At 73.2% G+C, this 26336-nt stretch carries 21 protein-coding genes; 12 read left to right on the forward strand and 9 right to left on the reverse strand.

The features are described from left to right. Positions 1 to 124: 124 nt before the first annotated feature. Positions 125 to 3082, forward strand: coding sequence for an AAA family ATPase (locus ACFV0T_RS16275; protein ID WP_385778945.1), 2958 nt, complete (start codon positions 125 to 127; stop codon positions 3080 to 3082). 128 nt (positions 3083 to 3210) lie between these two features. Here the strand turns inward: ACFV0T_RS16275 and ACFV0T_RS16280 are convergent, their stop codons facing one another. Beyond that, a complete protein-coding gene (locus ACFV0T_RS16280; RefSeq protein ID WP_385778947.1) occupies positions 3211 to 5040 on the reverse strand; it encodes a M4 family metallopeptidase in 1830 nt (609 codons plus the stop codon). A gap of 321 nt (positions 5041 to 5361) precedes the next feature. Here ACFV0T_RS16280 and ACFV0T_RS16285 point away from each other — a divergent pair, with 321 nt between their 5' ends. The 5 genes from ACFV0T_RS16285 (at position 5362) to ACFV0T_RS16305 (ending at position 12530) form a co-directional block, all read left to right on the forward strand. Next, positions 5362 to 6600, forward strand: coding sequence for a serine hydrolase domain-containing protein (locus ACFV0T_RS16285; protein WP_385778949.1), 1239 nt, complete (start codon positions 5362 to 5364; stop codon positions 6598 to 6600). 199 nt (positions 6601 to 6799) lie between these two features. Continuing rightward, positions 6800 to 8173 (forward strand): CAP domain-containing protein, encoded by a 1374-nt coding sequence (locus ACFV0T_RS16290; protein WP_385778951.1) that lies wholly within the window; start codon positions 6800 to 6802, stop codon positions 8171 to 8173. 143 nt (positions 8174 to 8316) lie between these two features. Next, the gene (locus ACFV0T_RS16295) at positions 8317 to 9378 is read left to right on the forward strand and encodes a tetratricopeptide repeat protein (RefSeq protein WP_385778953.1); all 1062 of its coding nucleotides are present in this window, start codon (positions 8317 to 8319) and stop codon (positions 9376 to 9378) included. A gap of 71 nt (positions 9379 to 9449) precedes the next feature. Further along, entirely contained in the window at positions 9450 to 10484 is a 1035-nt protein-coding gene (locus ACFV0T_RS16300; RefSeq protein WP_385778955.1) for a polyprenyl synthetase family protein, read from the forward strand. 408 nt (positions 10485 to 10892) lie between these two features. Then, complete coding sequence (locus ACFV0T_RS16305; RefSeq protein ID WP_385778957.1) at positions 10893 to 12530, forward strand: serine/threonine protein kinase; 1638 nt, start codon at positions 10893 to 10895, stop codon at positions 12528 to 12530. A gap of 248 nt (positions 12531 to 12778) precedes the next feature. Here ACFV0T_RS16305 and ACFV0T_RS16310 read toward each other — a convergent pair whose 3' ends face one another. Further along, complete coding sequence (locus ACFV0T_RS16310) at positions 12779 to 14224, reverse strand: serine hydrolase domain-containing protein (RefSeq protein WP_385778959.1); 1446 nt, start codon at positions 14222 to 14224, stop codon at positions 12779 to 12781. 158 nt (positions 14225 to 14382) lie between these two features. On the opposite strand from ACFV0T_RS16310, the gene ACFV0T_RS16315 reads away from it, so the two are divergent. The 3 genes from ACFV0T_RS16315 (at position 14383) to ACFV0T_RS16325 (ending at position 16681) form a co-directional block, all read left to right on the forward strand. Next, positions 14383 to 15414, forward strand: coding sequence for a hypothetical protein (locus ACFV0T_RS16315; protein WP_385779093.1), 1032 nt, complete (start codon positions 14383 to 14385; stop codon positions 15412 to 15414). Between the two features lie 62 nt (positions 15415 to 15476). Then, positions 15477 to 15902, forward strand: a complete 426-nt coding sequence (locus tag ACFV0T_RS16320) for an SsgA family sporulation/cell division regulator (protein WP_385778961.1) — start codon at positions 15477 to 15479, stop codon at positions 15900 to 15902. An 86-nt stretch (positions 15903 to 15988) separates the two neighbouring features. Next, complete coding sequence (locus ACFV0T_RS16325; RefSeq protein ID WP_385778963.1) at positions 15989 to 16681, forward strand: DUF2238 domain-containing protein; 693 nt, start codon at positions 15989 to 15991, stop codon at positions 16679 to 16681. Here the strand turns inward: ACFV0T_RS16325 and ACFV0T_RS16330 are convergent. From ACFV0T_RS16330 to ACFV0T_RS16350, 5 genes are all read right to left on the reverse strand, one after another. Further along, complete coding sequence (locus tag ACFV0T_RS16330) at positions 16614 to 17039, reverse strand: DUF6328 family protein (RefSeq protein WP_385779094.1); 426 nt, start codon at positions 17037 to 17039, stop codon at positions 16614 to 16616. The two genes, ACFV0T_RS16325 and ACFV0T_RS16330, sit on opposite strands and share 68 nt — an antisense overlap. Positions 17040 to 17199: 160 nt before the next feature. Then, complete coding sequence (locus tag ACFV0T_RS16335) at positions 17200 to 18183, reverse strand: aldo/keto reductase (protein ID WP_385778965.1); 984 nt, start codon at positions 18181 to 18183, stop codon at positions 17200 to 17202. Between the two features lie 144 nt (positions 18184 to 18327). Further along, the gene (locus tag ACFV0T_RS16340) at positions 18328 to 18915 is read right to left on the reverse strand and encodes a TetR/AcrR family transcriptional regulator (RefSeq protein WP_385778966.1); all 588 of its coding nucleotides are present in this window, start codon (positions 18913 to 18915) and stop codon (positions 18328 to 18330) included. Beyond that, complete coding sequence (locus ACFV0T_RS16345; protein ID WP_385778968.1) at positions 18912 to 20435, reverse strand: MFS transporter; 1524 nt, start codon at positions 20433 to 20435, stop codon at positions 18912 to 18914. The genes ACFV0T_RS16340 and ACFV0T_RS16345 overlap by 4 nt, the downstream gene beginning before the upstream one ends. Positions 20436 to 20530: 95 nt before the next feature. Beyond that, complete coding sequence (locus tag ACFV0T_RS16350) at positions 20531 to 21748, reverse strand: FAD-dependent monooxygenase (RefSeq protein WP_385778970.1); 1218 nt, start codon at positions 21746 to 21748, stop codon at positions 20531 to 20533. Positions 21749 to 22089: 341 nt separating this feature from the next. Between ACFV0T_RS16350 and ACFV0T_RS16355 the strand changes: the two genes are divergently transcribed. Both ACFV0T_RS16355 and ACFV0T_RS16360 read left to right on the forward strand, forming a co-directional pair. Further along, the gene (locus ACFV0T_RS16355; protein WP_385778971.1) at positions 22090 to 22464 is read left to right on the forward strand and encodes a tyrosinase cofactor; all 375 of its coding nucleotides are present in this window, start codon (positions 22090 to 22092) and stop codon (positions 22462 to 22464) included. Between the two features lie 32 nt (positions 22465 to 22496). Next, positions 22497 to 23321, forward strand: a complete 825-nt coding sequence (locus tag ACFV0T_RS16360; protein ID WP_385778973.1) for a tyrosinase family protein — start codon at positions 22497 to 22499, stop codon at positions 23319 to 23321. Positions 23322 to 23357: 36 nt separating this feature from the next. Here ACFV0T_RS16360 and ACFV0T_RS16365 read toward each other — a convergent pair whose 3' ends face one another. Further along, entirely contained in the window at positions 23358 to 24074 is a 717-nt protein-coding gene (locus ACFV0T_RS16365; protein WP_385778975.1) for a ribonuclease H, read from the reverse strand. 31 nt (positions 24075 to 24105) lie between these two features. Continuing rightward, positions 24106 to 24903, reverse strand: coding sequence for a VOC family protein (locus tag ACFV0T_RS16370; protein WP_385778977.1), 798 nt, complete (start codon positions 24901 to 24903; stop codon positions 24106 to 24108). A 233-nt stretch (positions 24904 to 25136) separates the two neighbouring features. On the opposite strand from ACFV0T_RS16370, the gene ACFV0T_RS16375 reads away from it, so the two are divergent. Beyond that, on the forward strand, positions 25137 to 26144 hold the full coding sequence (locus tag ACFV0T_RS16375; RefSeq protein ID WP_385779096.1) for a zinc-binding alcohol dehydrogenase family protein: 1008 nt from the start codon (positions 25137 to 25139) through the stop codon (positions 26142 to 26144). The last annotated feature ends 192 nt before the right edge of the window (positions 26145 to 26336 follow it).

Here is a 26336-nt window from a genome sequence, read left to right on the forward strand (position 1 = left end):
TGAACTGCTCGGAGGGTCTTCGAACTGATCGGAAGCCCTGAACTGATCGGAGCGCGCGGACGGTCCCGGCCGCCGCGGGGGCGCTGTCGGTGGCGTTGTCGGTGGCGCGTGCCAGGATGGTGGCGTGCCCGGGATCGTCTTCACCACGCCTCTCGTCGGCCGGGAGGCCGAACTCGCCCGCCTCGCCGGTGTGCTGGAGCGCGCCCGCACCGGCGAGGCCCGGGCCGTGCTGGTCGCCGGGGACGCCGGGGTGGGCAAGACCCGGCTGCTGGACGAGGTCGCCGGGCGCGCGGCCGGAGCCGGGACGACCGTGCTCACCGGTCACTGCGTCGACCTGGGCGACGTGGGTCTGCCCTATCTGCCGTTCACCGAGATCCTGGGAGCGGTCGCCGCCGACGAGCAGTTCGCGGCGGTGCTGGCCGCCCATCCCGCGGTGGACCGACTGCTGGGTGCGGGAGCGGACACCGCGGGGAACGCGGGCGGGCGGCTGCGGCTCTTCGAAGGGGTCGCGGCGCTGCTGGCGGACCTGGCGCGCACCGCGCCCCTGCTGCTCGTCGTGGAGGACCTGCACTGGGCCGACCAGTCCTCCAGGGACCTGCTGCGGTTCCTGCTCAGCCGGGGAATCCTCCAGCGCCCGGCCGGGGGCGCGCCCGCCCATCGCCTCGCGGTGTTGGCGTCGTACCGCGCCGACGACCTGCACCGCCGCCACCCCCTGCGCCCGCTGCTGGCCGAACTGGTCCGGCTGCCCTCCGTGGACCGCCTGGAGCTGCGCCCGCTGACGGACCCGGAGGTCGCCCGGCTGGTCCGCGCCCGACAGGACGGTCCGCTGTCGGACGCCACGGTCAGCGGCATCGTGGAGCGCGCCGAGGGCAACGCCTTCTACGCGGAGGAGCTGCTCGCCGCCACGGACGGGCGGGCCGGCGGGGTGCCGAGCGCTCTGGCCGACGTCCTCCTGATCCGGGTGGAGCGGCTGTCCGAGACCGCCCAACTGGTGCTGCGGACCGCCGCCGTGGCCGGCCGCCCGGTCGAGCACGACCTGCTGAGCGAAGCGGTCGGGCTGCCCGAGGACGAGCTGGAGTCGGCGCTGCGCGAGGCCGCCGGGCACCAGCTGCTCGTCGCCGGGGACAAGGACACGTACGCCTTCCGGCACGCGCTGGCCCGCGAGGCGGTGTACGCGGACCTGCTGCCGGGTGAACGGGCGCGGCTGCACGGGGCGTTCGCCCGGCTGCTGGCCGGGCGCGGCCACCCGGCCGAGAGTGCCGCCGAGCGCGCCCACCACTACCGCGAGAGCCACGATCCGGCGGAGGCGCTCACGGCGTCGCTCGACGCCGCCGGGTACGCGAAGCGGGTCGGGGCGCCCGCGGAGGAGCTGCGGCACCTGGAGACGGCCCTCGACCTGTGGTCGGCGGTGGCCCCGGCCGCGCGGCCCGCGGGCGAGGGGGTCGACCGGATCACCCTCATGCTGCGCGCCTCGGTGGCGGCAGCGCACGCCGGTGACAGTCATCGCGCGGTCTCGCTCACCCGGGCCGCGCTGGCGGGCATCGGGCGCGACGCGGACTCCGAGCTCGCCGCCCGGGTCCGCTACACGCTGGCCGGGAACCTGCTGACCGTCGACAGCCTCACCGCGGCCTTCGCCCACAGCAGCGAGGCGCTCGCGCTGATTCCCGCCGATCCCCCGTCGCCGACCTGGGTGTGGGCGGCGGCGACCCATGTCATGGCGGCGCGTCAGCTCGGCGAGACCGAGACCGCGTTGCGCGTGGCCCACCAGGCGCTGCCCGTCGCGGAGAGGCTGCGGGTGACCGACGCACAGGCCGATCTCCTGATCTCCCTGGCCGGGCTCGAAGGGAGCACACGGCGCACCCCGCAGGGCCGCGAGCGGCTCGTCATGGCACGTGAGCTGGCCCGGCGTTCGGGCAACTTCACGGTGGAGATGCGCGCGCTGTTCCATCTGGCCGTCGGCTGCTTCGAGTCGGGCGAGCTGGAGGAGTGCCTGCCCTGGGTGGCCGACGGTCTCGACCGGGCCCGTCGCGCGGGGCTGCTGTCCGCGCCGTATCCGCTGGAGATGCGCTACCTCCAGCTGCTGGTGATGTACACGCTGGGGCGGTGGGAGGAGTGTCTGCGTGCGGGGGCGGCCGCGGCCGAGGCGCTGCCGCCGTCGGGCGGGTTCGCCCTCGGGCCCGTGTGGTACGTGGGACTCGCGCGCGGTGACCAGGCCGCCGTCGACCGGGCCCTGGCCCTGCTGGAGGGGCCCTTCGACTGGCTGGGGACGCTGGTCGCGGGTCTGGTGCTGACCGACGCGGCCGCGCTGCGCGGGGATCCGGAGGACGCCGTGGAGCGGGCCCGCGCCACGATCACGGCCCTCTCCGACGGGGGCACCCGCCCCGATGTCACGGTGCGGCTGGCCGCGCTCGCGCTGTCCGCGGTCGCCGACCGGACCGCCGTACTGCGCCCGGCTCGCGACGAGCCGGGCCTGCTCCGGTGGACGGACGTCGCGACCGAACTGGTGGAGCTGGCGCGGGAGACGGCCGGGCACGGCGGGACCGGACCGCCGCAGGGCCCGGAGGGGCAGGCGTGGCTGGCCCGGGCGGAGGCGGAGTGGACCCGGGCCGTGTCCGGACCGGATCCCGCGGCCTGGGAGAAGGCAGTGGCCGCGTTCGACTACGGCGACGTGTACGAGCGGGCCCGCTGCCGGCTGCGGTTCGCCGAGGCGCTCCTCGTCGCCGACCGCCGTGACGAGGCGGCCGTCGAGTCACGGATGGTGCGTGAGGCGGCCGACCGGCTCGGCGCCACGCTTCTGCGCGAACAGGTGGACGCCCTGGTCCGGCGCGGCCGGCTCGCGCAGAGCCGTCCGGCGGGTGGCCGCCTGTCGCCCCTGACGGCTCGTGAGCAGGACGTGCTGCGGCTGCTCGCGCTCGGTCGCTCCAACCGGCGGATCGGCGAGGAGCTGTTCATCACCGGCAAGACGGCGAGTGTGCACGTCTCCAACATCCTCGCCAAGCTGGGCGCGGCGAGCCGTACGGAGGCGGTGGCGATCGCCTACCGGGAGGGACTGATCGCGCCGGACCAGGGCGCCGGCGGCTGAACCGCGCGCCGTCCCCCGGCGCACCGCCGGACACGGCGGCCGGGTGCCCCGCCCGATGGCGGGACACCCGGACCGCTCGGATCCGGCGGGTCGCCCGGGTCGGGTGGACCGCCCGGGTCGGCCCGGCGTCAGTGGCGCGGGGCCGGTGTGTTGGCGGTGGTGACGTTGACGGCGGCCCAGGACCGGTCCACCGCCTTGTACTCGGTGCTGTCCACCCCGTAGAGGTCCTTCGCCGCCTTCAGCGTCGCGAGGCGCGCGCCATGGAAGTCGGTCGTGGAGACCATGTAGCGGGTCAGCGCCCGGTAGTAGATCGCCGTGGCCTTGGCGCGGCCGACGCCCGCCGCCGGAAGGCCGTCGTAGGTCGGCGAGTCGTAGGTGAAGCCGCCGACCGTCTTCTTGCCGCTGCCCTCGGCGAGGAGGTAGTACGCGTGCGAGGAGACGCCGGAGCCGGCGTGGACCTCGGTGTCGTACGTCGCCGGGGACCAGTAGTCGATCGTGCCCTCCAGCTTGTCGAGGGAGGGCTTGTCGAGCCGGCGCAGGAACTTCTGGGCGAGGCCCAGCTTCTCGCCCACCAGGTAGTTCGGCGGGTTCTTCGGGTTGTTCGCGCTGAACTCGACGTTGGAGCCGAAGATGTCGGCGAGCGACTCGTTCAGGGAGCCGGGCTCGCCGTACTGGTTGCCCTGCGCGTCCACCCGGGTGGGCTCCAGGCGGGCGGTCGCGTCGACGACGCCGTGGCTGAGCTCGTGGCCGGTGACGTCGAGGACGACGAGCGGCTTCCTGAACAGGTCCCCGTCGCCGTCGCCGTACAGCATGCAATCGCAGTACGGGTCCCAGAACGCGTTGCCCACCCCGTTGCCGAAGTGGACCATGGCGCGGGCGCCCTTGCTGTTGTTCTCGATGCCCTTGCGGCCGAAGGTCTTCTTGTAGAAGTCCAGAGTCTTGGCTATGCCGTACTGGGCGTCGACGGCGGCGGTGGCGCGGCTGGAGACGGCGCCGTTGCCCCACTTGTCGTTCGTGGTGGTGAACTGCTTGCCCTGGGCGAAGTTCTCCAGCTCCTGGCCCTTGGCGTCACGCGTCTCGGTGCCCCAGCGGGACGGGTCCTTCAGCACGTAGGTGCGGCTCGCCGTCCGGGTGGTGACCAACGGGACGGTGCCCACGAAGAGGGAGGCGCCGGTGCCGAAGGCGGTGGCCGGGTAGCGGGCGGCGGCTCCGGTCGCGGAGGCCGCCGAAGCCTTCGCGCCCGCGGAACTCACCGAACTCGCGGCGAGGGAGGTGGCCTGCGGGGCGGTGCCGACGGCCGGGTCGAGCCGCTCGCCGCGCTCGCTCAGGGTGTCCAGCAGCCGGGGCGAGAGGAACTCGTCGCTGTCGGGCGTGTTGCTGCGCACCTTGCCGGTGAGGGCGTCGATGACCACCGTGCGCGACCCACCGCCCTCGGTGGTGTCGCTGTCGCTCACGCGCACCTGGTACGCGAGGGCCGAGGAGCCGTCCCGCGCGTCGACCACGAGGGCGGCGCTGCCCGCGTCGCCCTTGGCGACGGCGGCGGCCTTCGCCTCGGCCTGTCGCGCCGTCAGCGTGGCTCTGGCGGCCGCCGGCTTGACCGTGTGGTCGGCGGCACGGGTGACACCCGCGTAGGTCAGCCGCCGGGTGAGGTGGACGACCAGGTCGCCGCCGAGGACCGGCATGCCCCGGTGGGTGCGGACGAACCGGACGTGGCGCGCGCCTTCCGGGTCGATCAGCACGTCCTGCGCGTGCAGTGCGTCGCCCGGGGTGACGCCGGTCGCCGAGGCATGCGCGAAGGCGGCGGCGGTGGCCGCCCCCACCACGGAGGCGGCCGAGGTCGAGGAAGCACCCGCGGCGGCCGCCGTGACCGGGTCCGCGAAGGCCGTGCCCGCCAGCCCCGTGGCCGCGGTCGTCACCGCGACGGCCACCGCCAGGCTGCGTATATGGGGTCTGCGCACTAGTGGGGGTTCCTTCGTTCACAGACGGCCGGTGGACCGACCGCTCTGACGCATGGCGCCGTTGGGCGCCATGGGGGCCGGTAGGGGCCCCGAGTGAACTCTTATGGATCAGTCATGTCCATGTAAAGCCCGAATGTATTCTTACGCGCTTTTCATGGCATTACTTTGCATATCCATCCCGCTCAGTGATCGGCGAATGACCAACTGTGCGTCGACTGGGGAGATATGACAGGACGCGAGATGGTTGCCCCGACACGGGTGTGACACATGTCGCATTGACGTGGGCCCGCCCGGCCGCCCGACGATCAGACAAGGAACCGCATGCTCACAGCTACGGTCCGCAGGGGCACGGCGCTGGGGACGGCCGCCCTGCTGTCCCTTCTCGTGACCCCGGCACACGCCGCACCCCGGGCCTCCGACCCCACCGCGGCCTCGGCCGCGGCGCTGCCGCAGCCCGACCTCGCCGGGCTGCGCGAGGTTCTGCGCACGGCACAGCGACAGGGCGCGCCCGGCGCGATGGCCCGGATCGACGACGCCGGCACGGCCCGCTGGGCGACCGTGGGCGTGGCCGACCGCGCCACCGGGCGGCCCCTGGCCGACACCGACCGCTTCCGCGTCGGCAGCATCACCAAGACCTTCTCCGCCGTCGTCCTGCTGCAACTGGCCGACGAGGGCAGGCTGAGACTGGACACTCCGGTCAACAGCTATCTGCCGCACCTGCTGCCCGACGACCGGATCACCGTGCGGCACGTGCTCAGCCACCGCAGCGGCCTGTACGACTACACGAACGACATGTTCGCGGCGTCGGTCGCCGGCTTCGAGGCGGTCCGCACCAAGGTCTTCACCTACCGCCAACTCGTGGCCCTCTCGCTGCGGCACCCGCGCACCGGCGGCCCGGGCGCCGCGTACTCCTACTCCAACACCAACTTCGTCGTCGCCGGCCTGCTCATCGAGAAACTGACCGGCCACAGCGTGGGGACCGAGTACCAGAACCGGATCATCAAGCCGCTGAAACTCGACGACACCTTCTACGTCCACCCCGGCACCCGGATCCCCGGCCGCTACACCCACGGCTACCTGACCCCCGACCGCGACGGCGACCCGCTCGTCGACTCCACCGAGCAGACCGTGTCCTGGGCACAGAGCGCGGGCGCCGTCATCTCCGGCACCCGGGACCTCAACACCTTCTACTCGGCCCTGCTGCGCGGCCGGCTGACCTCGGCCGCACGGCTGACGGAGATGAAGCGCTGGGTCCGGGTCAACAGCACGCAGGGCTACGGGCTCGGGCTGCGACGGCGCGACCTGTCCTGCGGGGTGTCCGTGTACGGGCACACGGGCACCGTGCAGGGCTACTACAGCTACGCCTTCACGTCCAAGGACGGCCGGCGCACCCTCACCGCGCTCGCCACCACCTCCAACAACGGCACGGTGCTCAACACGATGCTGGGCACGCTGGAGTCCGCGTTCTGCGGTGTCCGCGAGCGGACCGGGCCGACGGGTGTGCGCGGCGCGTCCGTCGAACGCCATGAGGACGTCGCTCCGGGGATCGCCCTGTACTGAGGCGCGCCGCCGGGCGCGGAACACTCCCGCCCGGATGCGCGTTGCTCGGGCACGGCCCCCCCACCCGGATGCGCGTTGCTCGGGCACGGAACCCTCCCGCCCCGGTGCGCGTCATCCGGACGCGGAACCCTCCCGCCCCGGTGCGCGTTGTCCGGACGAGGCCCCGACCGGTCCGGTACCACGACACCAGGGCGGCAGGATGAGCGAGTTGGTCCCCGGGGGCAACGTGCCCCTCCCGGACGGCGCCCTGACCGTCCGGGTGCCCGGCCCGTTCGACGTGTCCGCGCTCATCACCGACGACGGCGGCCGGGTGCGGGGCGACGGCGACTTCGTCTTCTACAACCAGCCGGCCGCCCCCGGCGCCCGCCTCAGCGGCGGCACACTGACCGTCGACCCGTCCGCGCTGCGCGCCGGAGCCACCCGGGTCACGGTCGTCGTCAGCCCCGCCGACCCCGGCGTCCCGCTGGGCCGGCTGCCCGCGCCCACACTCCTGGTGAGCGACCCGCACGGCGGTCCGCTCGCCCGGTTCGCCCCGCCGCGGCCACGGCAGGAGACGGTCCTGCTGCTCGCGGCGATCTACCGGCGCGGCACCGGCTGGAAGCTGCGGGCCGTCGGACAGGGCTACGCCGACGGACTGGCGGGCCTCGCCCGGGACTTCGGCGTGGACGTCGCCGAGGAGACGGGAGGCGGGTCCGCCGCCGGCCCCACAGCGGGCGCGTCCGCCGTCGCGCCCATGCCACCCGCCTCCGTACCGTCGCCGGGACCCGCCCCGGGACGCGGGCGGGCCAACGGGCCCGCTTCCGACCTCGACGGCCTCCTCGGCCCGGTCAACTCCGCCCGCGACGCCGCCGGTTCCCCGCCCGTGACGCTGGACGCCCGGCTGGTCTCCGCGGCCCGCGCGCACGCGGCCGCCATGGCCGCGGCCGGCCGCCTCGGCACCGAGGGCCCGGACGGCGTCAGTCTGCACCAGCGCGTGACCGCCGCCGGGTACCCGTATCTCACCGTCGGCGAGCACCTGGTCTCCGGCCCGCGCACCCCCGCCGAGTTCGTCGCGTACTGCCTGCGCACCGACCGGCCCCGGCGCACCCTCCAGGACCCGGCGTTCACACACGCCGGGCCGGCGTACGTCACGGGCGGCGGCGACACCTACTGGACCGTACTGTGGGCCAGCCCGCTCACGGCCGTCGGACTCGCCCGCACGGAGGCCGAGGTCATCACCCTCACCAACGCCGAACGCGCCCGGGCCGGACTGCGCCCCCTGTCCGCCGACCCGCACCTCCACTCCGCAGCCAGAGCCCACTGCGCGGACATGGTGGCGCGGGCGTTCTACTCCCACACCTCGCCCGAGGGCGGCCAACCCTGGGACCGTGCCGCCGCGGCGGGCTCCACCCGGCGCTCGATCGGCGAGAACATCGCCTGCGGGCAGCGCTCCCCCGCCGAGGTGGTGGACGGCTGGATGAACAGCCCGGGCCATCGCGCCAACATCCTCAAGCCCCGATTCACCCATATCGGCGTGGGTTTCGCGGGCGGCGGACCGGCCGGCACGTACTGGACCCAGCTCTTCGGCGCCTGAGAGGCAACCTCCACGCCGGATCCGACGTCTTGATCCACAGCAGCTGACGCCCCGGCCTCCTGGACCGGGGCTGTTTTCCGACGCACTATACACGCCATGTATACACATCGCGTATACACGTTGCGTATACAGGAAAGGCACCGATGTACGGCAAAGCAAGCGCCCCCGAGTACCAGGGCGCCCTCACCACCCTCTCCGTGAACTCCTCTCTGGTCGACGTCCTGGCCGCGGGCACCGAACGGCTGCGCGCGGCCGAGCGGTCCGGACAGCGCGGTGAGGCCGCCCGGTCGGGGCTCGCGGTGGCCGAGGCCCACCGGCGGCTGGGTCAGGTGGGGGACGCGGACCGGGCCTGGAAGGCGAGTTACCGCGCCGCCCGGGACGCCGGCGACACCGCCGCGATGGCCTGGGCGCTGTGGAGCGGCGGCACCCTGGCCCGGCAGCGCGGTGCGTTCGCCCTGGCCCGGCGGCTGCTGGGGCTCGCCGCCGAACTCGGCGAGCACGGCGGCGACATCGTGGTCCGCGGCTACTCACTCGCGGGCCTGGCCGAGACCGGCCGCATCCAGGGCGACTACGAGGCCGTCGGCAGACTGCACGAACAGCTCCTCGCCGAGGCCCGCCGGCGCGGTGAGGCGCGGCACACGGTGTGGGCCCTGGAGGGCATCGCGCAGATGCACCGCAACTCCGGTGCGTTCGACACCGCGTACGACCTGTTCGAGGAGGCGGCCGGGATAGCGGAGCGCGCCGAGGACCGGCGTGGGCATGCCTGGGCGCTGCGCGGACTCGCCGACGTCGTCTCGGTCCGCGACGGCGACACCGAGCTGGCGCTGGCCCTGCTGTCCGAGGCGGAGACGACGTGCCGGGCCATGAACCTGTCGAGCGCGCTCGCCTACAACCACAAGATGCGGGGCAACGTCCTCTACCGGGCGGGGCGTTGCGCCCAGGCCCGCGACCTCTACGAACTGGCGCTCGACGAGTTCCGCGCCATGGGCGAACCGCGCGGCGAGGCCCTCGCCCGGCTCGGCCTCGCCAAGTCCCTGGCCCGGCTGGGCCGCGACCGCGCCGAGACCGCGACCGAACTGGCCGATCTGGCACGGACGCTGGACCGGATCGGGCTGCGGCACGCCCGGGAGATGGTGACCCGGGCCCAGGAGGAGTTCTGCGCCGGGGTGTCCGACGCGGACGAGGGCGAGGGGACCGCACGATGACGACTCTTCCCGCGGCCCTCCCCACGACTCTTCCCACGGCTCTTCCCACGGCCCCTCCCGCACCCCTCCACGTGACCACTCCCGCACTCCCCCGGTCCGCCGCCCACGCGTCCCATGTCCTGGACCGATGCCGGGCGTTGGTGCGTCCGGCGCTGCGGGAGGCCGTGGGACGGCTGCACCCGTGGGTCGGGGAGATGGCCGGGTACTCCTTCGGCTGGTGCGAGGTCGGCGGCGCGCCGGTCGCGGGTTCCGGTGGCAAGGGGGTGCGACAGGCACTGGCCGTGCTGGGCGCGGAGGCGGCCGGCGCGCCGGGGCGGGCCGGGGTCCCGGCGGCGGTCGCCGTGGAACTCGTGCACGCCTTCTCGCTGTTGCACGACGACATCATGGACGGCGACCCGGTCCGGCGCAGCCGCCCCGCCGTGTGGAAGGCGTACGGCACCGGCCCGGCGGTCCTCGCGGGGGACGCCCTGTTCGCGCTGGCCGTGCAGACGCTCGCCGCGGCACCGGGCGGGCCGGGTGCCGTGGGCCTGCTCTCCGCCGCGCTGGGCGACCTGGTGCGCGGGCAGGCGGACGACCTGCTGTTCGCCGAGCGCCCCTGGACGGGGCCCCGCCGGGTGCGGCCGGACGAGTACCGGGCGATGGCGGAGGGAAAGACGGGCGCCCTGCTGGGCTGTGCGGCCGCCCTGGGCGCCGAACTCGGCGGCGCGCCCTCGGCGACGGTGACGGCCCTGGACCGTATGGGCCGGCGACTGGGCACCGCCTTCCAGATCGTCGACGACGTGCTGGGGCTCTGGGGCGATCCGACCGTCACCGGCAAGCCCGTGCACGGCGACCTGCGCGCACGCAAGAAGACGCTGCCGGTGCTGCTCGCCCTCGACTCACCGTCCCCGCCGGCCCGTCACCTCGCGGCGTTGCTGGAGGCCGACGGGGACGCGGCCGAGGTGGCGGAGCTGGTCGACGCGGCGGGCGGGCGCACGGCGGCGCTGGGCGAGGCACGCCGCAACGTCGACGCGGTGGAGGCGGCGTTGGCTTCGGCGGCGCTGGAGGAGAGCGACGCCGCCGGGCTGCGTTCCCTGCTGCACTTCCTGGTGGACCGCGACCTCTGACGCCGTGCCGACCCGCCGCGGGCGGCGGGCGAGGGGATTGCGCCGATTGCGACGCACCGGATTGGCGGACGCGACGCTGTTCGTATTCACGTTCGTTTACCGCTGGTTACCACCAGGTCGGCGCAACGGCATTCACGCCACTGATTACTGGCGGATGAATTCCGGCGCGCCGCACGGGTGCCGCCCGAGGTCGGAGTGGCACTCCATGGCACACGCCACGGGTGCCGCCCGAGGTCGGAGCGGCACTCCATGGCACACGCCGCCGTTCTGACGCTTTTTCATCGCGCAGACCCGCGCCGCCCTTTGAATGGAAGACAGAAATCTCACCGAACTCGCAGCGGATTGAACGCACCCCGTCACGAGCGCCGTACCCATGGGAGAGATGAATATTCGGGGGTGCAGCGAGGGATGACCATGGTCAAGGCGCACGTCTTCACGCACGAGTTGGTGGCCGGTCGATATCGGCTCCTCGACGTCGTCTCCCGCGAAACGAACCGGGTCTGCTGGTACGGCGAGGACCTGGAGGCCCAGCGCCCCTGCCTCCTGACCCAGATCGGGTTCCCGCCCGCCGCCGATGACGGCGACGCCGCCGGGGAGGGGGACGCGCGCCGGACCACCGGTCGCATCCTGCGCATGTCGGAGACGCTGGACCGGGTGTGCCCGGGCCGGGTCGTGCCGGTCGTGGACGCCGTCGAGGAGGCGGGCGCCCTGTGGACCGTCACGGAGTGGGTCGACGGCACGCCCCTGAGCGAACTCCTCGGCCGGCACGGCACGTTCAACTACGTCCGCACGGCGCGCATCGGGCTGGAACTGCTCGACGTGCTGGAGGCCGCGCACGGCCAGGGCATCACCCACGGCGAGCTCAGCCCGGGACAGGTGTACGTCCGCGACGGCGGCCCGGTCGTGGTCACCGGCTTCGGGCTGGCGGGCGCGACGCTCGCCCCCCGGGTCACGGCACCGTCGTACGCCTCCCCCGAGCAGGCACGTGACGAACGCATCGGTCCCGCGGCCGATCTGTGGGCCCTCGGCGCGATCCTCTACACGATGGTCGAGGGACGTCCGCCGTTCCGGGAGCGGGACCGGACCGAGGCCACCCTGAAAAGTGTGGACCGGCTGCCGCTGCGCACCCCGCTGCGCGCCGGGCCGCTCACCCAGGCCGTGCAGGGGCTGCTGCGCAAGGACTCCCGGGAGCGGCTGACCCGCCCGGTGGTCCGCGAGGTCCTCACCCGCGTGCTCAACGAGGATCCCGACGCGGTCCTGCCGACCGTGCCCACGCCCCGGCTGCGACGCGCGTACGCCACCGTCCGCCACGCCGGTCCGGGCTGGAGCGGCCGGACCATGGCCGCCGGGACCGGCCTCGCCGTCGTCACCGTCGCGGTCGCCGTCCTCGCCACGACCGGTCTGCCCGGCACCGAGAGCTCCGCGGCCGGCGGCCGCACCAGCCCCTCGGCGGCCGCGGCCCCGTCCGCCCCGGCGACGGCGCCGGACGACGCCGACGGCGAAAGAGCCTCCGGCACGCCGACGCCCCCACCGACTCCGACACCCACGCCCACCCCGTCGTCCTCGGCGTCCGCCAGCACCCTGCCGTCCGGGTACCAGCTCTTCGACGCGCCGGAGGGCTTCTCCGTCGCCCTGCCCGACGACTGGAAGCGGTTGCGCACCGAACGCTCCGACCAGGCCTACCGGGTCACCTTCGGCGCCGAGGGCGACCCGCGCACGCTCGCGGTGACGTACAGCGAGAGTGCCGGTGCGGATCCGGTCGCCGTCTGGCGGGACGACGTCGAGCCCGGGCTACGGCAGGACGCGGGCTTCCAGCGGATCGGGGCGATCCGTGCCACGACGTATCTGGGGTACCGGGCCGCCGACATGGAGTGGCTCGTCGACGTGGACGGCACCCAGGTGCGCACCTTCGGCCGCGGCTTCCTCCTCGGCGGCCGGCGCAGCTTCTCGCTGCGCTGGACGACGCCCGCCGCCGACTGGGGCAGGACGGCGAACCGGCAGGCGCTGGACGTCTTCCTGCGTACGTTCGAACCGGACTCGAACTGACCGGAACGGGACCCGGACGGATTCGAGCCGACCCCGTGGACCGAGGGGACCGAGGGGACCGAGGGGACCGAGGGGACCGAGGGGACCGAGGGGACCGAGGGGACCGAGAGGACCGAGAGGACCGAGGGGACCGAGAGGACCGAGAGGACCGAGGGGACCGAGAGGACCGAGGGGACCGAGGGGACCGAGAGGACCGAGGGGACCGAGGGGACTCATCGGAATCGCGCTCCGACTGATCCGGACCGGCGTCAGACCGAACCGCGTGGCGCGCGCAGGGAGCGCAGTCGCCCGCCGTGCAGGGGCTGGGTGAGCCAGCGGGCGGTGAAGGTGAGGTCGTCGAGCGAACAGGTCAGCACCAGCCGGTGCGGCGTCTCCAGGAAGGCCACGTGTGCCTTCAGGGTCCGCGCGTCGGCCCACCCGCCGCTGACGGCGGTGGGCAGCGGCTGCTCGGCGCTGTGCCATCCACCCGGCCCGAGGCCGAGTTCGAGGCGCTCGCCGTCCTCGGTGAGCGTCAGCGTCCAGCCGTCCGCGCCGGCCGAGACGCCGACCGAGGCCAGGCCCGGCTGGGCCGCGCACACTCCGCCGGCCGGGGTGAACCGGGCCCCCGACCAGGCCTCGGCCCGCTCGGGCGGGGCGCTCGCTCCCGCGGCCGGGGGCAGGGCGAGCCGCGCCAGCCGCCGCGCGAGGGCCGCGTCCGACTGCTCGCCCCCGGACCGGGGTTCGGGGCCGAAGGCGGGCAGCAGATGTGTCCAGACCAGGTTCAGCAGGTCCTGCATCTGCACGGTCGCGGCGGTCGTCGCGATCACGGCGTCGTACTCGGGCAGCACCAGGCAGAACTGGCCGTACGCCCCGTCGCCGCGGTAGCCGTGCCGGGACCGCCAGAACTGGAACCCGTAGCCCTGCTCCCAGTCCCCCCGGTCCGCCTCGGGCGTGCCGACCGCGGTCGGGATGTGCTTCCGGGTCGCCAGCTCGACCCAGTCCCGGGACAGCAGCCGTACGCCCTCCCCCACGCCTTCGCGCAGATAGAGCAGGCCCAGCCGGGCGACGGCGTCGGTGGTGGCGTGCAGTCCGCTGTAGCCGAGTTCACGGCCGGCCCGGTCCCGCAGCCACGACACGGCGCCGACACCGAGCGGGTCCAGCAGCCGGGGCCGCAGGTAATCGGTGAGGCGCTGCCCGGTCACCCGTTGCACGATCGCGGCCAGGGTGTACGTGGTGGGCTGGTTGTAGGCGAAGACCGTGCCCGGGTCGCGTTCGGGCGGCAGCAGCAGGAACCCCCGTACGGGCTCCTCGGGGTCGAGGGCGAGGGACTCGTGGACGGTGTCGGCGAGATGCCCGCTGGACATGGACGCCACATGCCGGACACGCATCGCGCGGCTGCGCGGATCCGTGATGTCGGCCTCGAACTCGGGAAAGTACGAGATCACCGGGTCGTCGAGCCCGATCAGCCCCTCGGCCAGGGCGAACCCGGCGGCCGTCGCGGTGAAGCTCTTGCTGAGCGAGTAGAGGAGATGGGGGCGCTCGGGCGTGTACGGGGCCCACCAGCCGGACGCGACCAGCCGGCCGTGCCGCATGATCATCAGGCTGTGCGGCTCGATGTCCGGGGCCGCCTCCAGGGCGTCGAGGAAGGCGTGCACACCCGAGGCGTCGACGCCCCGGTCGGCGGGGGTGCTCGTGGGCAGGGTACGAACGCTCATACGGGCATCCTGCCTCCGGCCGGGCGCCGGAACAGGCCGGAAGAGGAACGTGCGCCGGAAAAGCGTCGCCAAAGGGTCGATATAGGCTGCCGGTCTGCATGCCGCGTGGAGGCATCCAGACCGACCGGCCGCACCTCCAGCTGACAGGAGAGTCACCCGTGACCCTGGCGATCGTCCCGCCCGAGACCTCCCCCGCGCCCCTGTCCGACCTCGTGGCGCGGGACGCGCGCGAGTTCGGCGTCTACGCGCGGACCGGCGGCTGGGCCTTCGGCCTGATGGTGGCGCGGAGCGTACGGCCCGGCGGGCAGAGCGCGGACGAGACACCCAAGGTGTCGGCGAGGGAGTTCGCCGAGCTGGCCGGGTGTTCCGCCGAACGGGTCATGCGCTACTACAAGGCGTGGGACCGAGCCGCCGACGACGGCATGGTCCCGCACTTCGAGGCTCTGGCACCGGGTCAGGAGGTGGAACTGCCGGACGCCGAGGTGTGGCTGAGCTACTACGTCTCCCGCTCCGGCGCCACGTCCGAGCGCGGTACCGCCATCGCCGAGGCCGCCGCGGCCGAGGGCATCCGCCCGACGAAGGCGCTGGAGGTGGCCGAGAACCCGACCGCCCTGCGGGCCGCGATCCTCGCGGACCCCTCCACCGCGCGGGCGGCCCGGCAGGCGCTGCTGGACCGGGTCCGGGAGGACCCCGAGCTCCAGACCGAGCTGGCCCGTGACGTGGTACGCACCGACGACCTCAAGAAGGCGGTGGCGTCCGAGAGCCGGTCTGCCGACCGCATCGGGTACGTGCGTCAGATCGCCGAGTCCGGTCAGATCAGGACGCCGGCCGGGCAGACCGTCGACGCGCCCGTCCCGCTGCGCCAGGAGGCCGAACGGCATCTGTCGCTCCTCGACGAGCTGGAGGACGACGAGGACACCGTCGAATGGGCGGCCGAGGCCTACGGCACCATGAAGTCCCTCGTCGTCGAGGCGGTGGAGACGGACCCCGAACTGCGCGTGCAGGAACGGCGCACGAAGTTCTACAGCAGCCTCCAGAAGGCGACGAAGGTCTTCGAGGAGCTGACCTTCGACGACGCCGAGGAGTTCTACGAGGACGACATGGTCCAGCAGCTCGAGGAGCTCCGGAGCGCGATCGGCACGTGCATCGCCGCGCTGCGCGGGTCACGCGAGAATCACCCTGAAGGCTGAGCATTCCCCGCGCAGCAGGGGTACTAGAGGGCTCTACGACCGTTCTTCTCGGAAGGCCCGCTGTGATCCCCTTCGTGCGCAAGACCCTGGTGATGCAGTTCCGGGCGGGCGCCACGAACCGATTTCCGGTGCTCGCCCACCTGGGCTACGACGCCGAGGACCCGTTCGCCGTCACCGCGGTGTTCAGCCACGACGGCCGGGTCCTGGCACGGTGGCGGCTGGACCGGGAGATGCTCGCCGCCGGACTGCGCGGCCCGGTCGGGGTGGGCGACGTGCGGTTTCGCCCGGTGGCGACGGGCCAGTGGGAGGAGCTGCGCATGGAGTTCCTCGGCGACGCCCGGACCGACGGCGGCCGGCACCAGGCCGTGGTGTTCGCCTGGGCTCCGGCGGTCGCCGCCTTCCTGCGCGAGACCCGCGAGGTGGTGCCCCCCGGGCGGGAGCGGGTCCGCGTCGACGACTTCCTCACCCAGGTGCTGGCTGGTGGCTGAGCGCGCCGTGAGCTGAGTAGCCGTACTCATGCCGGGCTGCGCCCGGTGACGCCACCATGGGGCCCTCACCGACAAGGAGCCCGCTCATGCCCGCTGCGAGTCCCGTACCGCGCCGGACGACGCCCGCCGTGTTCGCCTGTGTGGCCGTGACGGGTCTGGCCGTGTCCGGCTGGAATCCGCACGACCGCGCCACATGGTTCCTGGAGACGGTCTGGGTGATCGTCGGACTGCCCCTGATCCTGCTCACCTGGCGGCGGTTCCCGCTGACCGGCCTGCTGTGCGGCCTGCTGACGGTGCACGCCCTGGTGCTCGCCCTCGGCGGCCACTACACGTACGCGCAGGTGCCGCTCGGGGATTGGGCGCGCGACACGTTCGGCCTGGACCGCAACCCCTACGACCGCTTCGGCCACCTGATGCAGGGCTTCGTCCCCGCCGTGCTGGTACGGGAGTTGCTCAGCCGTACCTCACCGCTGCGCGGCAGCCGCTGGCTGGCCCCGCTGACCGTGTGCGCCTGCCTCGCCTTCAGCGCCCTGTTCGAGATGTTCGAGTGGGCGGCGGCCGTCATCGGGGGGCATTCGGCGGACGCGTTCCTCGCCACCCAGGGCGATGTGTGGGACACCCAGTGGGACATGTTCTGCGCGCTGATCGGCGCCGGCGTCTCGGTGCTGCTGCTCGGGCGGGTGCACGACCGGCAGCTGGCCGCTCTGCGCCTCAGTGCGAGGTGTAGCGGTGCCGGGTCCACATCGGCAGCGCGAACCAGCACAGCAGGTACCACATGACCACGCCGGAGACCAGGTAAGGCACATAGCCGTCATGGGTCGCCACCCGCAGGATCAGCAGCAGCGCGGCGGTCATGGTGGCGAGCAGCAGAACCAGCCCGACGAACGTCAGCCGGGCGGCCCACCGCACCGCCTCGGGCTTGACCCGGCGCCCGGCCACGACGCGGTGCAGCGCCACCGGGCCGATCAGGGCGCCGGTCGCGGCGGCGCCCAGCACGACGGTCACGATGTAGATGACCTGGTCGACGTGTTCCAGTTGGGCGTACTTCGGGGTGAACACGACGGTGAGCAGGAAGCCGAACAGGATCTGGACGCCCGTCTGGGCCACCCGGACCTCCTGGATCAGCTCCCCCCACATGCGGTCGGCCCGCTCCTCCGCGGTCTCGTCCCGCCCTCTGCTCCGGTCCGTCCCGTCCCCGCCACCCGCCACGATGCCTCCTTGTCCCGGCCGCAGCCGTTCCCGTTCGCCTTCAAGTTCCCCGGGAACGGCCGTCGATACAGCCGAGGTGGCCGTCGCACTACCAGCGGGCTTCCACCTGGTCCTTGATCCGGCGGTCGTAGAGGTCCCGGATCGCGGCGAGGGTCGACTCGGACAGCTCGGGGAGCTTGGCGGCGGTCGCGTTGGCGCGCGCCTGTTCGGGTGAGCGGGCGCCGGGGATCACGGTGGTCACACCGGGCTGCTGGACGACCCAGCGCAGCGCGAGCTGGGCCGGGGTGTAGCCCTCGGGGGCGAGGGCGGCGAACTCCGCGGCCGCCTCGACGCCGGTCGCGAAGTCGACACCCGAGAAGGTCTCGCCCTGGTCGAAGGACTCGCCGTGCCGGTTGTAGGTGCGGTGGTCGTTCGCGGGGAAGACCGTGTCCTTGGTGTACTTACCGGACAGCAGGCCGGAGGCGAGCGGCACGCGGGCGATGATGCCGACTCCCGCCGCCCGGGCCGCCGGGAGCACCTCGCGCAGCGGCTTCATGCGGAACGGGTTCAGGATGATCTGCACGCTCGCCACGTTCGGCCGGGCGATGGCGGTCAGCGCCTCCTCGCAGGTCTCCACGCTGACGCCGTAGGAGGCGACGCGCTCCTCCGCGACCAGGGTGTCGAGGGCGTCGAAGACCTCGTCGGAGGAGTAGACGGGCGTCGGCGGGCAGTGCAGCTGCACCAGGTCGATGCGGTCGACGCCGAGGTTGCGGCGGGAACGGTCGTTCCAGGCCCGGAAGTTGTCCAGGACGTAGTTCTCGGGGATCTGGTCGACCCGGCGGCCCATCTTGGTGGCGATCTCCACGTGCAGGTCCGGCCGGCCGCTCAGGAACGCGGCGATGGTCTGCTCGCTGCGCCCGTCGCCGTACACGTCGGCGGTGTCGAAGAAGGTCACCCCCGCCTCCGCCGCCGCCTCCAGCACCGCCAGGGCTTCCTTGTCGTCCACGTCGCCCCAGTCGGCGCCCAGCTGCCAGGTGCCGAGGCCGACGACGGATGCGTGCTGGCCCGACCTACCGAATTCGCGCTCGTCCATACCGCCAGTCTGTCATCCGTCACGCGCCGGCGCGGACTTGGCTCCCGCCGCCCCTCACCTGGGCGTATTTCACCCACGCGAGTGAACCGCCGTGTGCCGTCGCCGTCTGCGCCGGGTCCCCGCACGGCAGGCGTCCGCCGGGCGCTACGGCGTGAGCTGGGCCTGCACCGTGGGGCCGTAGCGGTCGACGATCGCGTCGATCCCGGCCGAGCGCAGTTCGGCGCCCCGGGCGATGCCGAACATCACCCCCAGGCCGAGCAGCGTGGCCAGGGCGAGTTCGGCGCGCAGGCCCGCGTCGGGGCCGTCGAGGCGGTCGGCCAGGCGAGCGGTGACCTGGCTGCGGAAGTTGGCGCGCAGCACGTCCCCGTGCGCCCCGTGCAGGGGTGCGAAGGCGATCCGCAGGACGGGGTCGGCGCCACGTTCGACCTGGCTCTCCAGCACGTGACGGACCATGTGGCGGCCGAGTTCGCCCACCGGGGCGTCCAGCAGGAAGTCGGCGTCGGTGTCGAAGGACATCACGCGGGCGAACAGGGCGTCCTTGTTGCCGAAGTACTTCAGGATCAGCGGCGGGCTCACCCCGGCGCGCTCGGCGACGGCCCGCAGCGTGATGTCGGCGTGCGCGTGCCGGGCCAGCAGATGGCGGGCCGCGCGCAGGATGGCCGCCTTGGTGGCCTCGGCGTCCCGGCGGGCGGGGGCGGACACGCCGGACGGAGTGCTGCTCATGGCACTCATGCTCCCTTCATCGCGCCGCCGCGCGCGGAGCGGGTGCGTCCACGGGCACGCCGGGTGCCGTCGGACGGGGTGTCGCCCGGGATGGTCAGCGCCACCGCGCTCGCGGCCAGGGCCACGACGCCGGCGATCGCGAACGCCATCAGGTAGCCGTGCAGCGTCGGCACCGGGATCCCGCCGACCGGGCTGGTGTGGCGGACCAGGACCGCGGCGACGGCGGCGCTGGAGACGGCCTGGCCGATGGTGCGCATCAGCACGTTGACGCCGTTGGCGGAGGCGGTCTGGTCGGCCGGTACGGCGTGCAGGATCAGGGACGGCAGCGCGGAGTAGGCGAGGGTCGTACCGGTGGCCACCACCGCGGCACCCACCATGATCATCCATAGTTGGCGGCTGTCCGCGATGCGCACCGCGTACCCGGCCGCGATGACGCCGGCCCCGACGGCCAGCGTGACGCGCGGTCCGCGGGCCGCGGAGATGCGCGCCGAGAGCGGCGAGAACAGCAGCATGATGATCCCGCCCGGCAGCAGGCACAGTCCTGTCTGGACGATGGTCAGGCCGAGCCCGTATCCGGTGGCCCGGGGCGCCTGCACCAGCTGTGCCGTCACCAGGGTGTTGGCGTAGAACGCGAACCCGGTCAGCAGGGCGGCCACATGGGACAGGCCGACCTTCGGGCGGGAGACCAGGCGCAGGTCGACCAGAGGCAGGCGGGCACGCAGTTGCTGTCGGCACCACAGACCGAGCGTCACGGCCGCGGCGAGGAACAGCCCGGTGATCCGGCCGCTGCCCCACCCCCACTGGCCGCCCTGCGACACGCCCAGCAGCAGACAGATCAGCCCGGCGGCCAGTCCCAGCGCTCCGGTGATGTCGAACCGGCCGGGCGAGCGCACGGGTGACTCCGGCACCGCCCACCGGATCAGCGCCACCCCGGACGCGCCCAGGGTGGCCGTCACCCAGAACATGACGTGCCAGTTGGCGTACTGCACGATCAGGGCCGCGGCCGGCAGGCCCAGGGCCGCGCCGATGCCGACGGTGGAACTCATGAGCGCCACCGCGGAACCCCGGCGTTCCGGGGGCAGTTCGTCCCGCAGGATGCTGATCGACAGCGGTACGACGGCCGACGCGGCGCCCTGGAGGGCGCGGGCGGCGATGAGAACGCGGATGTCGGAGGTCAGGGCACAGGTGACGGAGCCCGCGGTCATCAGAGCGAGGGCCGCGAGCAGCACCCGTCGTTTGCCGTACATGTCGCCGGCCCGGCCGAGCACCGGGGTGAGCACGGCACCGGACAGGAGGGTCGCCGTGACCATCCAGGAGACCGTGCCCGGCGAGGCGCCCGTCAGCCGCGGCAGGTCCGGGAGCAGCGGTACGACGACGGTCTGCATGACGGCCATGAGCGTGCCGCCGAAGGCCAGCACGGGGATGGTGAGCCGGCCCCGCAGGGTCCCGGCACCGCGGCTGTCGGCAGTGCCGGTCGTGGGTCCGTCGGTGGTGGCGGACGGGTCGGGTATCGGGGCGGGCGACGCCATGGGCACTCCAGCGGCCGACGCGAAAGACAAACGGGTGAATGACGATTCACCTTATCGGTGAATCGTCATTCACCCCACCGGACCGGCGCGCGGGGCTATGTGCGGTCGGACAGCGTCCGGGCGTGCACGCCGCGCGCGACCTTCGGCCCCAGCCAGCGCTTGAGCCGGCGCAGCGCCTCCAACTGCCCGGCCGCCCTGTCGATCCGGTAGTAAAGCTGGGGCGGCACATGGGGCAGCAGGGGCGAGTGTCGCTGGCCGAGCAGGGCGAACATCTGCTCCGGGGGCAGGTGGATGTAGCGCGTGAGGTTCTCGTACCACTCGGCGCTGTAGCGGGCGGCGCTCTGGACGGACAACAGGGCCGCCCTGCGTTCCTGTTCGTAGCGGACGAGGGCGCTCGGAAGGTCGGTGTGGTCGCGCAGCGCGGCGGCGAGCGCCATGGAGTCCTCCAGGGCGAGGGTGGTGCCGGCGCCGATGGAGTAGTGGGTGGTGTGGGCGGCGTCGCCGAGCAGGACCAGGTTGCCCCGGTGCCAGGTGCGGTTGGTGAGGGTGCGGAAGGTCAGCCACTGGGCGCTGCCGTCACCGGAGGAGCGCCCGACCAGGGGACTGCCGTCCAGCACATGGGCGAAGAGCTTCTCCAGCCGGGCGAGTCCGTCGCTCTCGCTCGCCCGGTCGAGGCCGAGGCCCGTCCAGGTCTCGGGGGCGCATTCGACGACGCAGGTGCTGTGCCCGGGGCCGAAGGGGTAGCCGTAGCACCAGATCCAGCCGTGCCCGGTCTCGACGAACGCGAAGGTGAAGGAGTCGAAGACCTTGGGGGTGCCGAGCCAGATGTAGGAGTTGCGGCCCGGCCTCAGCTCCGTGCCGAAGTGTCCGGCGTGGTGGGTGCGCAGGGCGCTGCGCACGCCGTCACCCGCCACGACCAGGTCGGCGGCGGGCAGGTTCTCGGGGGTGACCTCGTGGTCGTACTCCAGTCGCACGCCGAGGGAGCGGGCGCGGGCGGCGAGGATCTCCAGCAGTCGGTGGCGGCCGATGCCGTGGCCCTCGTCGCCGGGCTGCCGGGTCGCCAGGTCCCGTACGTGGGCTACGCCCTGGTTCCAGCGGACCGAGCTCTCCTCGACGGCGCGCGCCGACTCGGGATCGTGCGTGTGGAGCTTGTCGAGCAGTTCGCGCCAGTACGTGACGCCCCAGCCATAGGTGGAGCCCTCGGGGTCGCGCTCGTGCACGGTGATGTCGTGGGACGGGTCCTGCCTTTTCAGCAGGATGGAGAGATACAGGCCGGCGGGCCCGCCGCCGACACAGGCGACCTTCACGCGCACCCCTACTAATTACCCAGAGCCGTCAGTTGACGACGCAGAGTAGCAGGCCATGGACGGGGGTCCGCGCCCCCCGGATCACGCCAGTTTCGCGAGGTGAGCGGCACCACCCCCGCCCCCTCCCCTCGCGAAAGATCGTCCGAAACCCGGCCGCCAGGGGCAGGATTTCCCCCGTCCGGGGGTCCGAAGCGCCCCGCGACGACAAGATCATCTTCGTTCAACCTTGCACGACATGTGGTTAATTGTCCGGATCGGAGCCAACCACTCCACAGCGATTTCTCCCGCTCTGAACCGGACCGATAGGCATACGGGGTCGTCAACCCAACACACCCCGGAGGTCCCGTATGCCCGAACTCAGCCGTCGTCGCGCCCTCGCCGCCGCGGCCGCCCTCACCGCCGCGGCCGCCGCCGCGACCGTCGCCGGACCGGCCGAGGCCGAAGAGCACTCCCACGACACCCCCGAGACGTTCGACGAGATCTACCGGGGCCGCCGGATACAGGGCCGGGCGAGCGCCGGGGGCGGTCACCACGGGGACCACCACCGCGGTGGCTACGCGGTGTTCGTCGACGGCGTGGAACTGCACGTGATGCGGAACGCCGACGGGACCTGGATCAGCGTCGTCAGCCACTACGCCCCGGTGGCCACCCCACGGGCCGCCGCACGCGCCGCGGTCGACGAACTCCAGGGCTCGCGGCTCGTCCCGTTCCCCGCCAACTGAACCGCCCGCACGCACCTTTGGAGCACCCGCACATGACCGTCCGCAAGAACCAGGCGAACCTGTCCGCCGACGAGAAGCGGCGCTTCGTCGCGGCCGTCCTCGAACTCAAGCGCAACGGCCGCTACGACGCCTTCGTCACCACGCACAACGCCTTCATCGTCGGGGACACCGACAACGGCGAGCGCACCGGCCACCGTTCGCCGTCGTTCCTGCCCTGGCACCGCAGATTCCTGCTCGAGTTCGAGCGGGCGCTGCAGTCGGTGGACCCCTCGGTGGCGCTGCCGTACTGGAACTGGTCCGCGGACCGCTCCACGCGGGCCTCGCTGTGGGCGCCGGACTTCCTCGGCGGCACCGGGCGCAGCCTGGACGGCCGGGTGATGGACGGCCCGTTCGCGGCGGCCGCCGGCAACTGGCCGGTCAACGTCCGGGTGGACGGCCGGACCTATCTCCGGCGCTCGCTCGGCACCGGCGTGCGCGAGCTGCCGACCCGGGCCGAGGTCGACTCCGTACTGGCGATGGCGACGTACGACATGGCGCCCTGGAACAGCGGCTCGGACGGCTTCCGCAATCATCTGGAGGGCTGGCGCGGGGTCAACCTGCACAACCGGGTGCATGTCTGGGTCGGCGGGCAGATGGCGACCGGGGTGTCCCCCAACGACCCGGTGTTCTGGCTGCACCACGCGTACATCGACAAGCTGTGGGCCGAGTGGCGGCGCAGGCATCCCGCCTCCGGCTACGCGCCGGCCGGCGGGACGCCGGACGTCATCGACGTCGGCGAGCGGATGAAGCCCTGGAACGACACGTCCCCGGCGGACCTGCTCGACCACACCGCCCACTACACCTTCGACACCGACTGAGCGGCGCGCGGCGGTGTCGGGGGGTGCCGCCGCCGGTCAGCCGGTGGCCGCCGTGCGGCACTCCGGGTGGCCCCAGCCCTGGTCGTTCTTGGCGATCGCCTCGCCCGCCGCGTAGGGACGTCCACAGACGCAGCGGCCGGGGAACTTCGCGTTGATCGTCCGCACGGAGCCGCCGCCACGCGGCCGGGAGGCGGCCTTGGACGACGACGGGGCGGACCGGCGGCGGGGCGCCCCGGCCGACGGGGTGTCGGGCGAGGGCGGCGGCTCCGGCGAGCCGAGGTCGCTGCCCGCGGCCTCCTGGACGGACGCCGCCTGGCTGGCGGCGCGGTCGGCGAAGTCGTTGAGCCGGTCGCCGTCGACCTGGTGGGCGGGCACGTAGCGGAACTCGACCGAGCGGCCGTCCAGGAGCTCGTCGATGCGTACGACGAGCTCCTGGTTGGCGACCGGCTTGCCGGCGGACGTCTTCCAGCCGTTGCGCTTCCAGCCGGGCAGCCAGGTGGTGACCGCCTTCATGGCGTACTGCGAGTCCATCCGGATCTCGAGCGGCAGATCGGGGTCTGTCGCTGCCAACAGCCGCTCCAGGGCGGTGAGTTCGGCGACGTTGTTGGTCGCCCTGCCGAGCGGCCCGGCCTCCCAGCGGGCGGGGGTCTCCGCCTCGTCGGCGACGACCCAGGCCCAGGCCGCCGGTCCCGGGTTCCCCTTCGATGCCCCGTCGCACGCGGCCACCACACGTTCACGCATGCGCACGATCATGCCACGGCCGGCCGGGGTGCCCGGCCACGGGTCAGGAGACGTCGGTGGCCTTCGGCATCTCCCCCGCCGTCGTGGTGATGTCGATCACCGAGAAGTTCGCGCCCTGCGGGTCGCTGATCGCCGCGAACCGGCCGAACGGGCTGTCCATCGGCCCGAACCGCAGCACACCGCCGAGCTTGGTCGCCTTCGCGACCGCCTCGTCGCAGTCGGCGACGGTGAAGTAGACGTTGACGTACGACGGCACCTCGGGCGGGAAGTCGTCCGTCATCGTCATCCGGCCGAGGACCGTCTGGTCGCCGAGGTCGAACATGCGGAAGTCGATCGCCTCGTCCTCCAGCTGCTTCGCCGTGTACGAGAAGACCGCGGGGAGGAACGCGTCCGTCTTCTCGGGCTCACGGGTGAAGACCTCGGCCCAGCAGTAGGCGCCGGGCACTGCCGTCGCCTCGAACCCCTCGTGGAGGCCGCCCTGCCACACGCCGAAGACGGCGCCGCTGGGCTCGCGGGCCAGGCACATGGTGCCGAACTCGCCGACCTGCATCGGCTCCATCAGCACCTCGCCGCCGTTCTCCCGGATCTTCGCCGCGGTGGCGGCGGCGTCCGGCGAGGAGAAGTAGAGGCACCACTGCGACTGGCCCTCCTGACCGGGCATGGGCGGTACGACCGCGGCGACCGCCTTGCCGTCCGCGTAGGCCTGCGTGTAGTTGCCGAACTCCGACGACGACTCGCCGAACGTCCAGCCGAGGACGTCGCCGTAGAAGCGCTTGGCTCCCTCGACGTCACTGAACATCGCGTCGGCCCAACAGGGGGTTCCCTCAGGTGGTACGGCCATGACTGCGGCCCTCTCGGATCGGTGGGACGGATCGGTGGGTTGTCCGATTCCTCACGCTAGTCACGGCCAGGGCCTCGCGCGCGCCGAACACGCTTCTCCGTTACAGACTGGAGGAGAGGAGGGAAGACCGACGGACCACGGACAGACACCCATGGACACCGACGGGCCCGGCGAAGCCGGGTGAACCCGGGGTGGCTCTGCGGCGGACGGGGCACGCGATGACGGACGGCACGATGCGGGCATGGGCGGTGGGCACACCGGGACCGGTGACGGAGGGCTCCCTGCGGCTCGTGGAGAAGGCGGTGCCGGTGCCCGCGGAGGACGAGTTGCTGGTGCGGGTGCGGGCCTGCGGGGTGTGCCGGACCGACCTGCATGTGACCGAGGGCGATCTGCCGGTGCACCGGGCAGGGGTGACGCCCGGACACGAGGTGGTCGGCGAGGTGGCGGGCCTCGGGACGGCGGTGCGCGGCTTCGCGCCGGGCGAACGGGTCGGGGTGGCCTGGCTGCGCCGCACCGACGGCACCTGCGCGTACTGCCTGCGCGGGGCCGAGAACCTGTGCCCGGCCTCGCGGTACACGGGCTGGGACGCCGACGGCGGTTACGCGCAGTACACGACCGTGCCGGCCGCGTTCGCCCACCGGCTGCCCGCCGACGTCGGCGACGTGGCGCTGGCGCCGCTGTTGTGCGCGGGCATCATCGGCTACCGGGCGCTGCGGCGGGCCGCGCTGCCGCCGGGCGGACGGCTCGGGCTCTACGGCTTCGGCGGCAGCGCCCATCTGTGCGCGCAGGTCGCGCTGGCGGAGGGGGCCACCGTGCATGTGCTGACCCGGGGCGCGGCCGCGCGGCGGCTGGCGCTGGACCTGGGGGCCGCCTCCGCGCGGGACGTCCACGAGATGCCGCCGGAGCCGCTGGACAGCGCGATCCTGTTCGCCCCGGCCGGTGACCTGGTGCCGCTCGCGCTGCGCGCCCTGGACCGGGGCGGGGTGCTGTCGATCGCCGGTATCCATCTCAGCGACGTACCGCCGCTGCACTACGAGAGCGAGCTGTTCTACGAGAAGGAGGTGCGCAGCGTCACCTCCAACACCCGCGCGGACGCCCGGGACTTCCTGGCGCTGGCCGCCCGCCACGGTGTGCGCGCGACCACGCACACCTATCCGCTGTCGCAAGCGGCGCGGGCGCTTCAGGATCTCGCGGCCGGCCGCTTCGACGGAGCCGCGGTACTGGTCGACGACCTCTCCTGACCTCCTCGTTCACACAGCTGTTCCAGCGCACGGCAGCACACAGAACACCCCTTCCGCATCATCCGACGGGTTTGCACTTCCATGGTGCGAAGCCGCCCCCTTCACGCCGTGTCCCGAGCGCCGCCCGGGCTGTTTGGCTTGGTCCAGCGCACGACCCACCAGCGCAACGACGACCACGACCGTTCCGCTCAC

This window comes from Streptomyces sp. NPDC059582 (assembly GCF_042735715.1).
Taxonomy (GTDB): domain Bacteria; phylum Actinomycetota; class Actinomycetes; order Streptomycetales; family Streptomycetaceae; genus Streptomyces.

Coding starts and splice junctions, on each gene's coding strand:
- ACFV0T_RS16285 (WP_385778949.1), top strand. CDS start 5,362: ATGCTCACAGCTACGGTCCGCAGGGGCACGGCGCTGGGGACGGCCGCC.
- ACFV0T_RS16290 (WP_385778951.1), top strand. CDS start 6,800: ATGAGCGAGTTGGTCCCCGGGGGCAACGTGCCCCTCCCGGACGGCGCC.
- ACFV0T_RS16295 (WP_385778953.1), top strand. CDS start 8,317: ATGTACGGCAAAGCAAGCGCCCCCGAGTACCAGGGCGCCCTCACCACC.
- ACFV0T_RS16305 (WP_385778957.1), top strand. CDS start 10,893: ATGACCATGGTCAAGGCGCACGTCTTCACGCACGAGTTGGTGGCCGGT.
- ACFV0T_RS16310 (WP_385778959.1), bottom strand. CDS start 14,224: ATGAGCGTTCGTACCCTGCCCACGAGCACCCCCGCCGACCGGGGCGTC.
- ACFV0T_RS16325 (WP_385778963.1), top strand. CDS start 15,989: ATGCCCGCTGCGAGTCCCGTACCGCGCCGGACGACGCCCGCCGTGTTC.
- ACFV0T_RS16330 (WP_385779094.1), bottom strand. CDS start 17,039: ATGTGGGGGGAGCTGATCCAGGAGGTCCGGGTGGCCCAGACGGGCGTC.
- ACFV0T_RS16335 (WP_385778965.1), bottom strand. CDS start 18,183: ATGGACGAGCGCGAATTCGGTAGGTCGGGCCAGCACGCATCCGTCGTC.
- ACFV0T_RS16340 (WP_385778966.1), bottom strand. CDS start 18,915: ATGAGTGCCATGAGCAGCACTCCGTCCGGCGTGTCCGCCCCCGCCCGC.
- ACFV0T_RS16345 (WP_385778968.1), bottom strand. CDS start 20,435: ATGGCGTCGCCCGCCCCGATACCCGACCCGTCCGCCACCACCGACGGA.
- ACFV0T_RS16355 (WP_385778971.1), top strand. CDS start 22,090: ATGCCCGAACTCAGCCGTCGTCGCGCCCTCGCCGCCGCGGCCGCCCTC.
- ACFV0T_RS16360 (WP_385778973.1), top strand. CDS start 22,497: ATGACCGTCCGCAAGAACCAGGCGAACCTGTCCGCCGACGAGAAGCGG.
- ACFV0T_RS16365 (WP_385778975.1), bottom strand. CDS start 24,074: ATGATCGTGCGCATGCGTGAACGTGTGGTGGCCGCGTGCGACGGGGCA.
- ACFV0T_RS16370 (WP_385778977.1), bottom strand. CDS start 24,903: ATGGCCGTACCACCTGAGGGAACCCCCTGTTGGGCCGACGCGATGTTC.
- ACFV0T_RS16375 (WP_385779096.1), top strand. CDS start 25,137: ATGCGGGCATGGGCGGTGGGCACACCGGGACCGGTGACGGAGGGCTCC.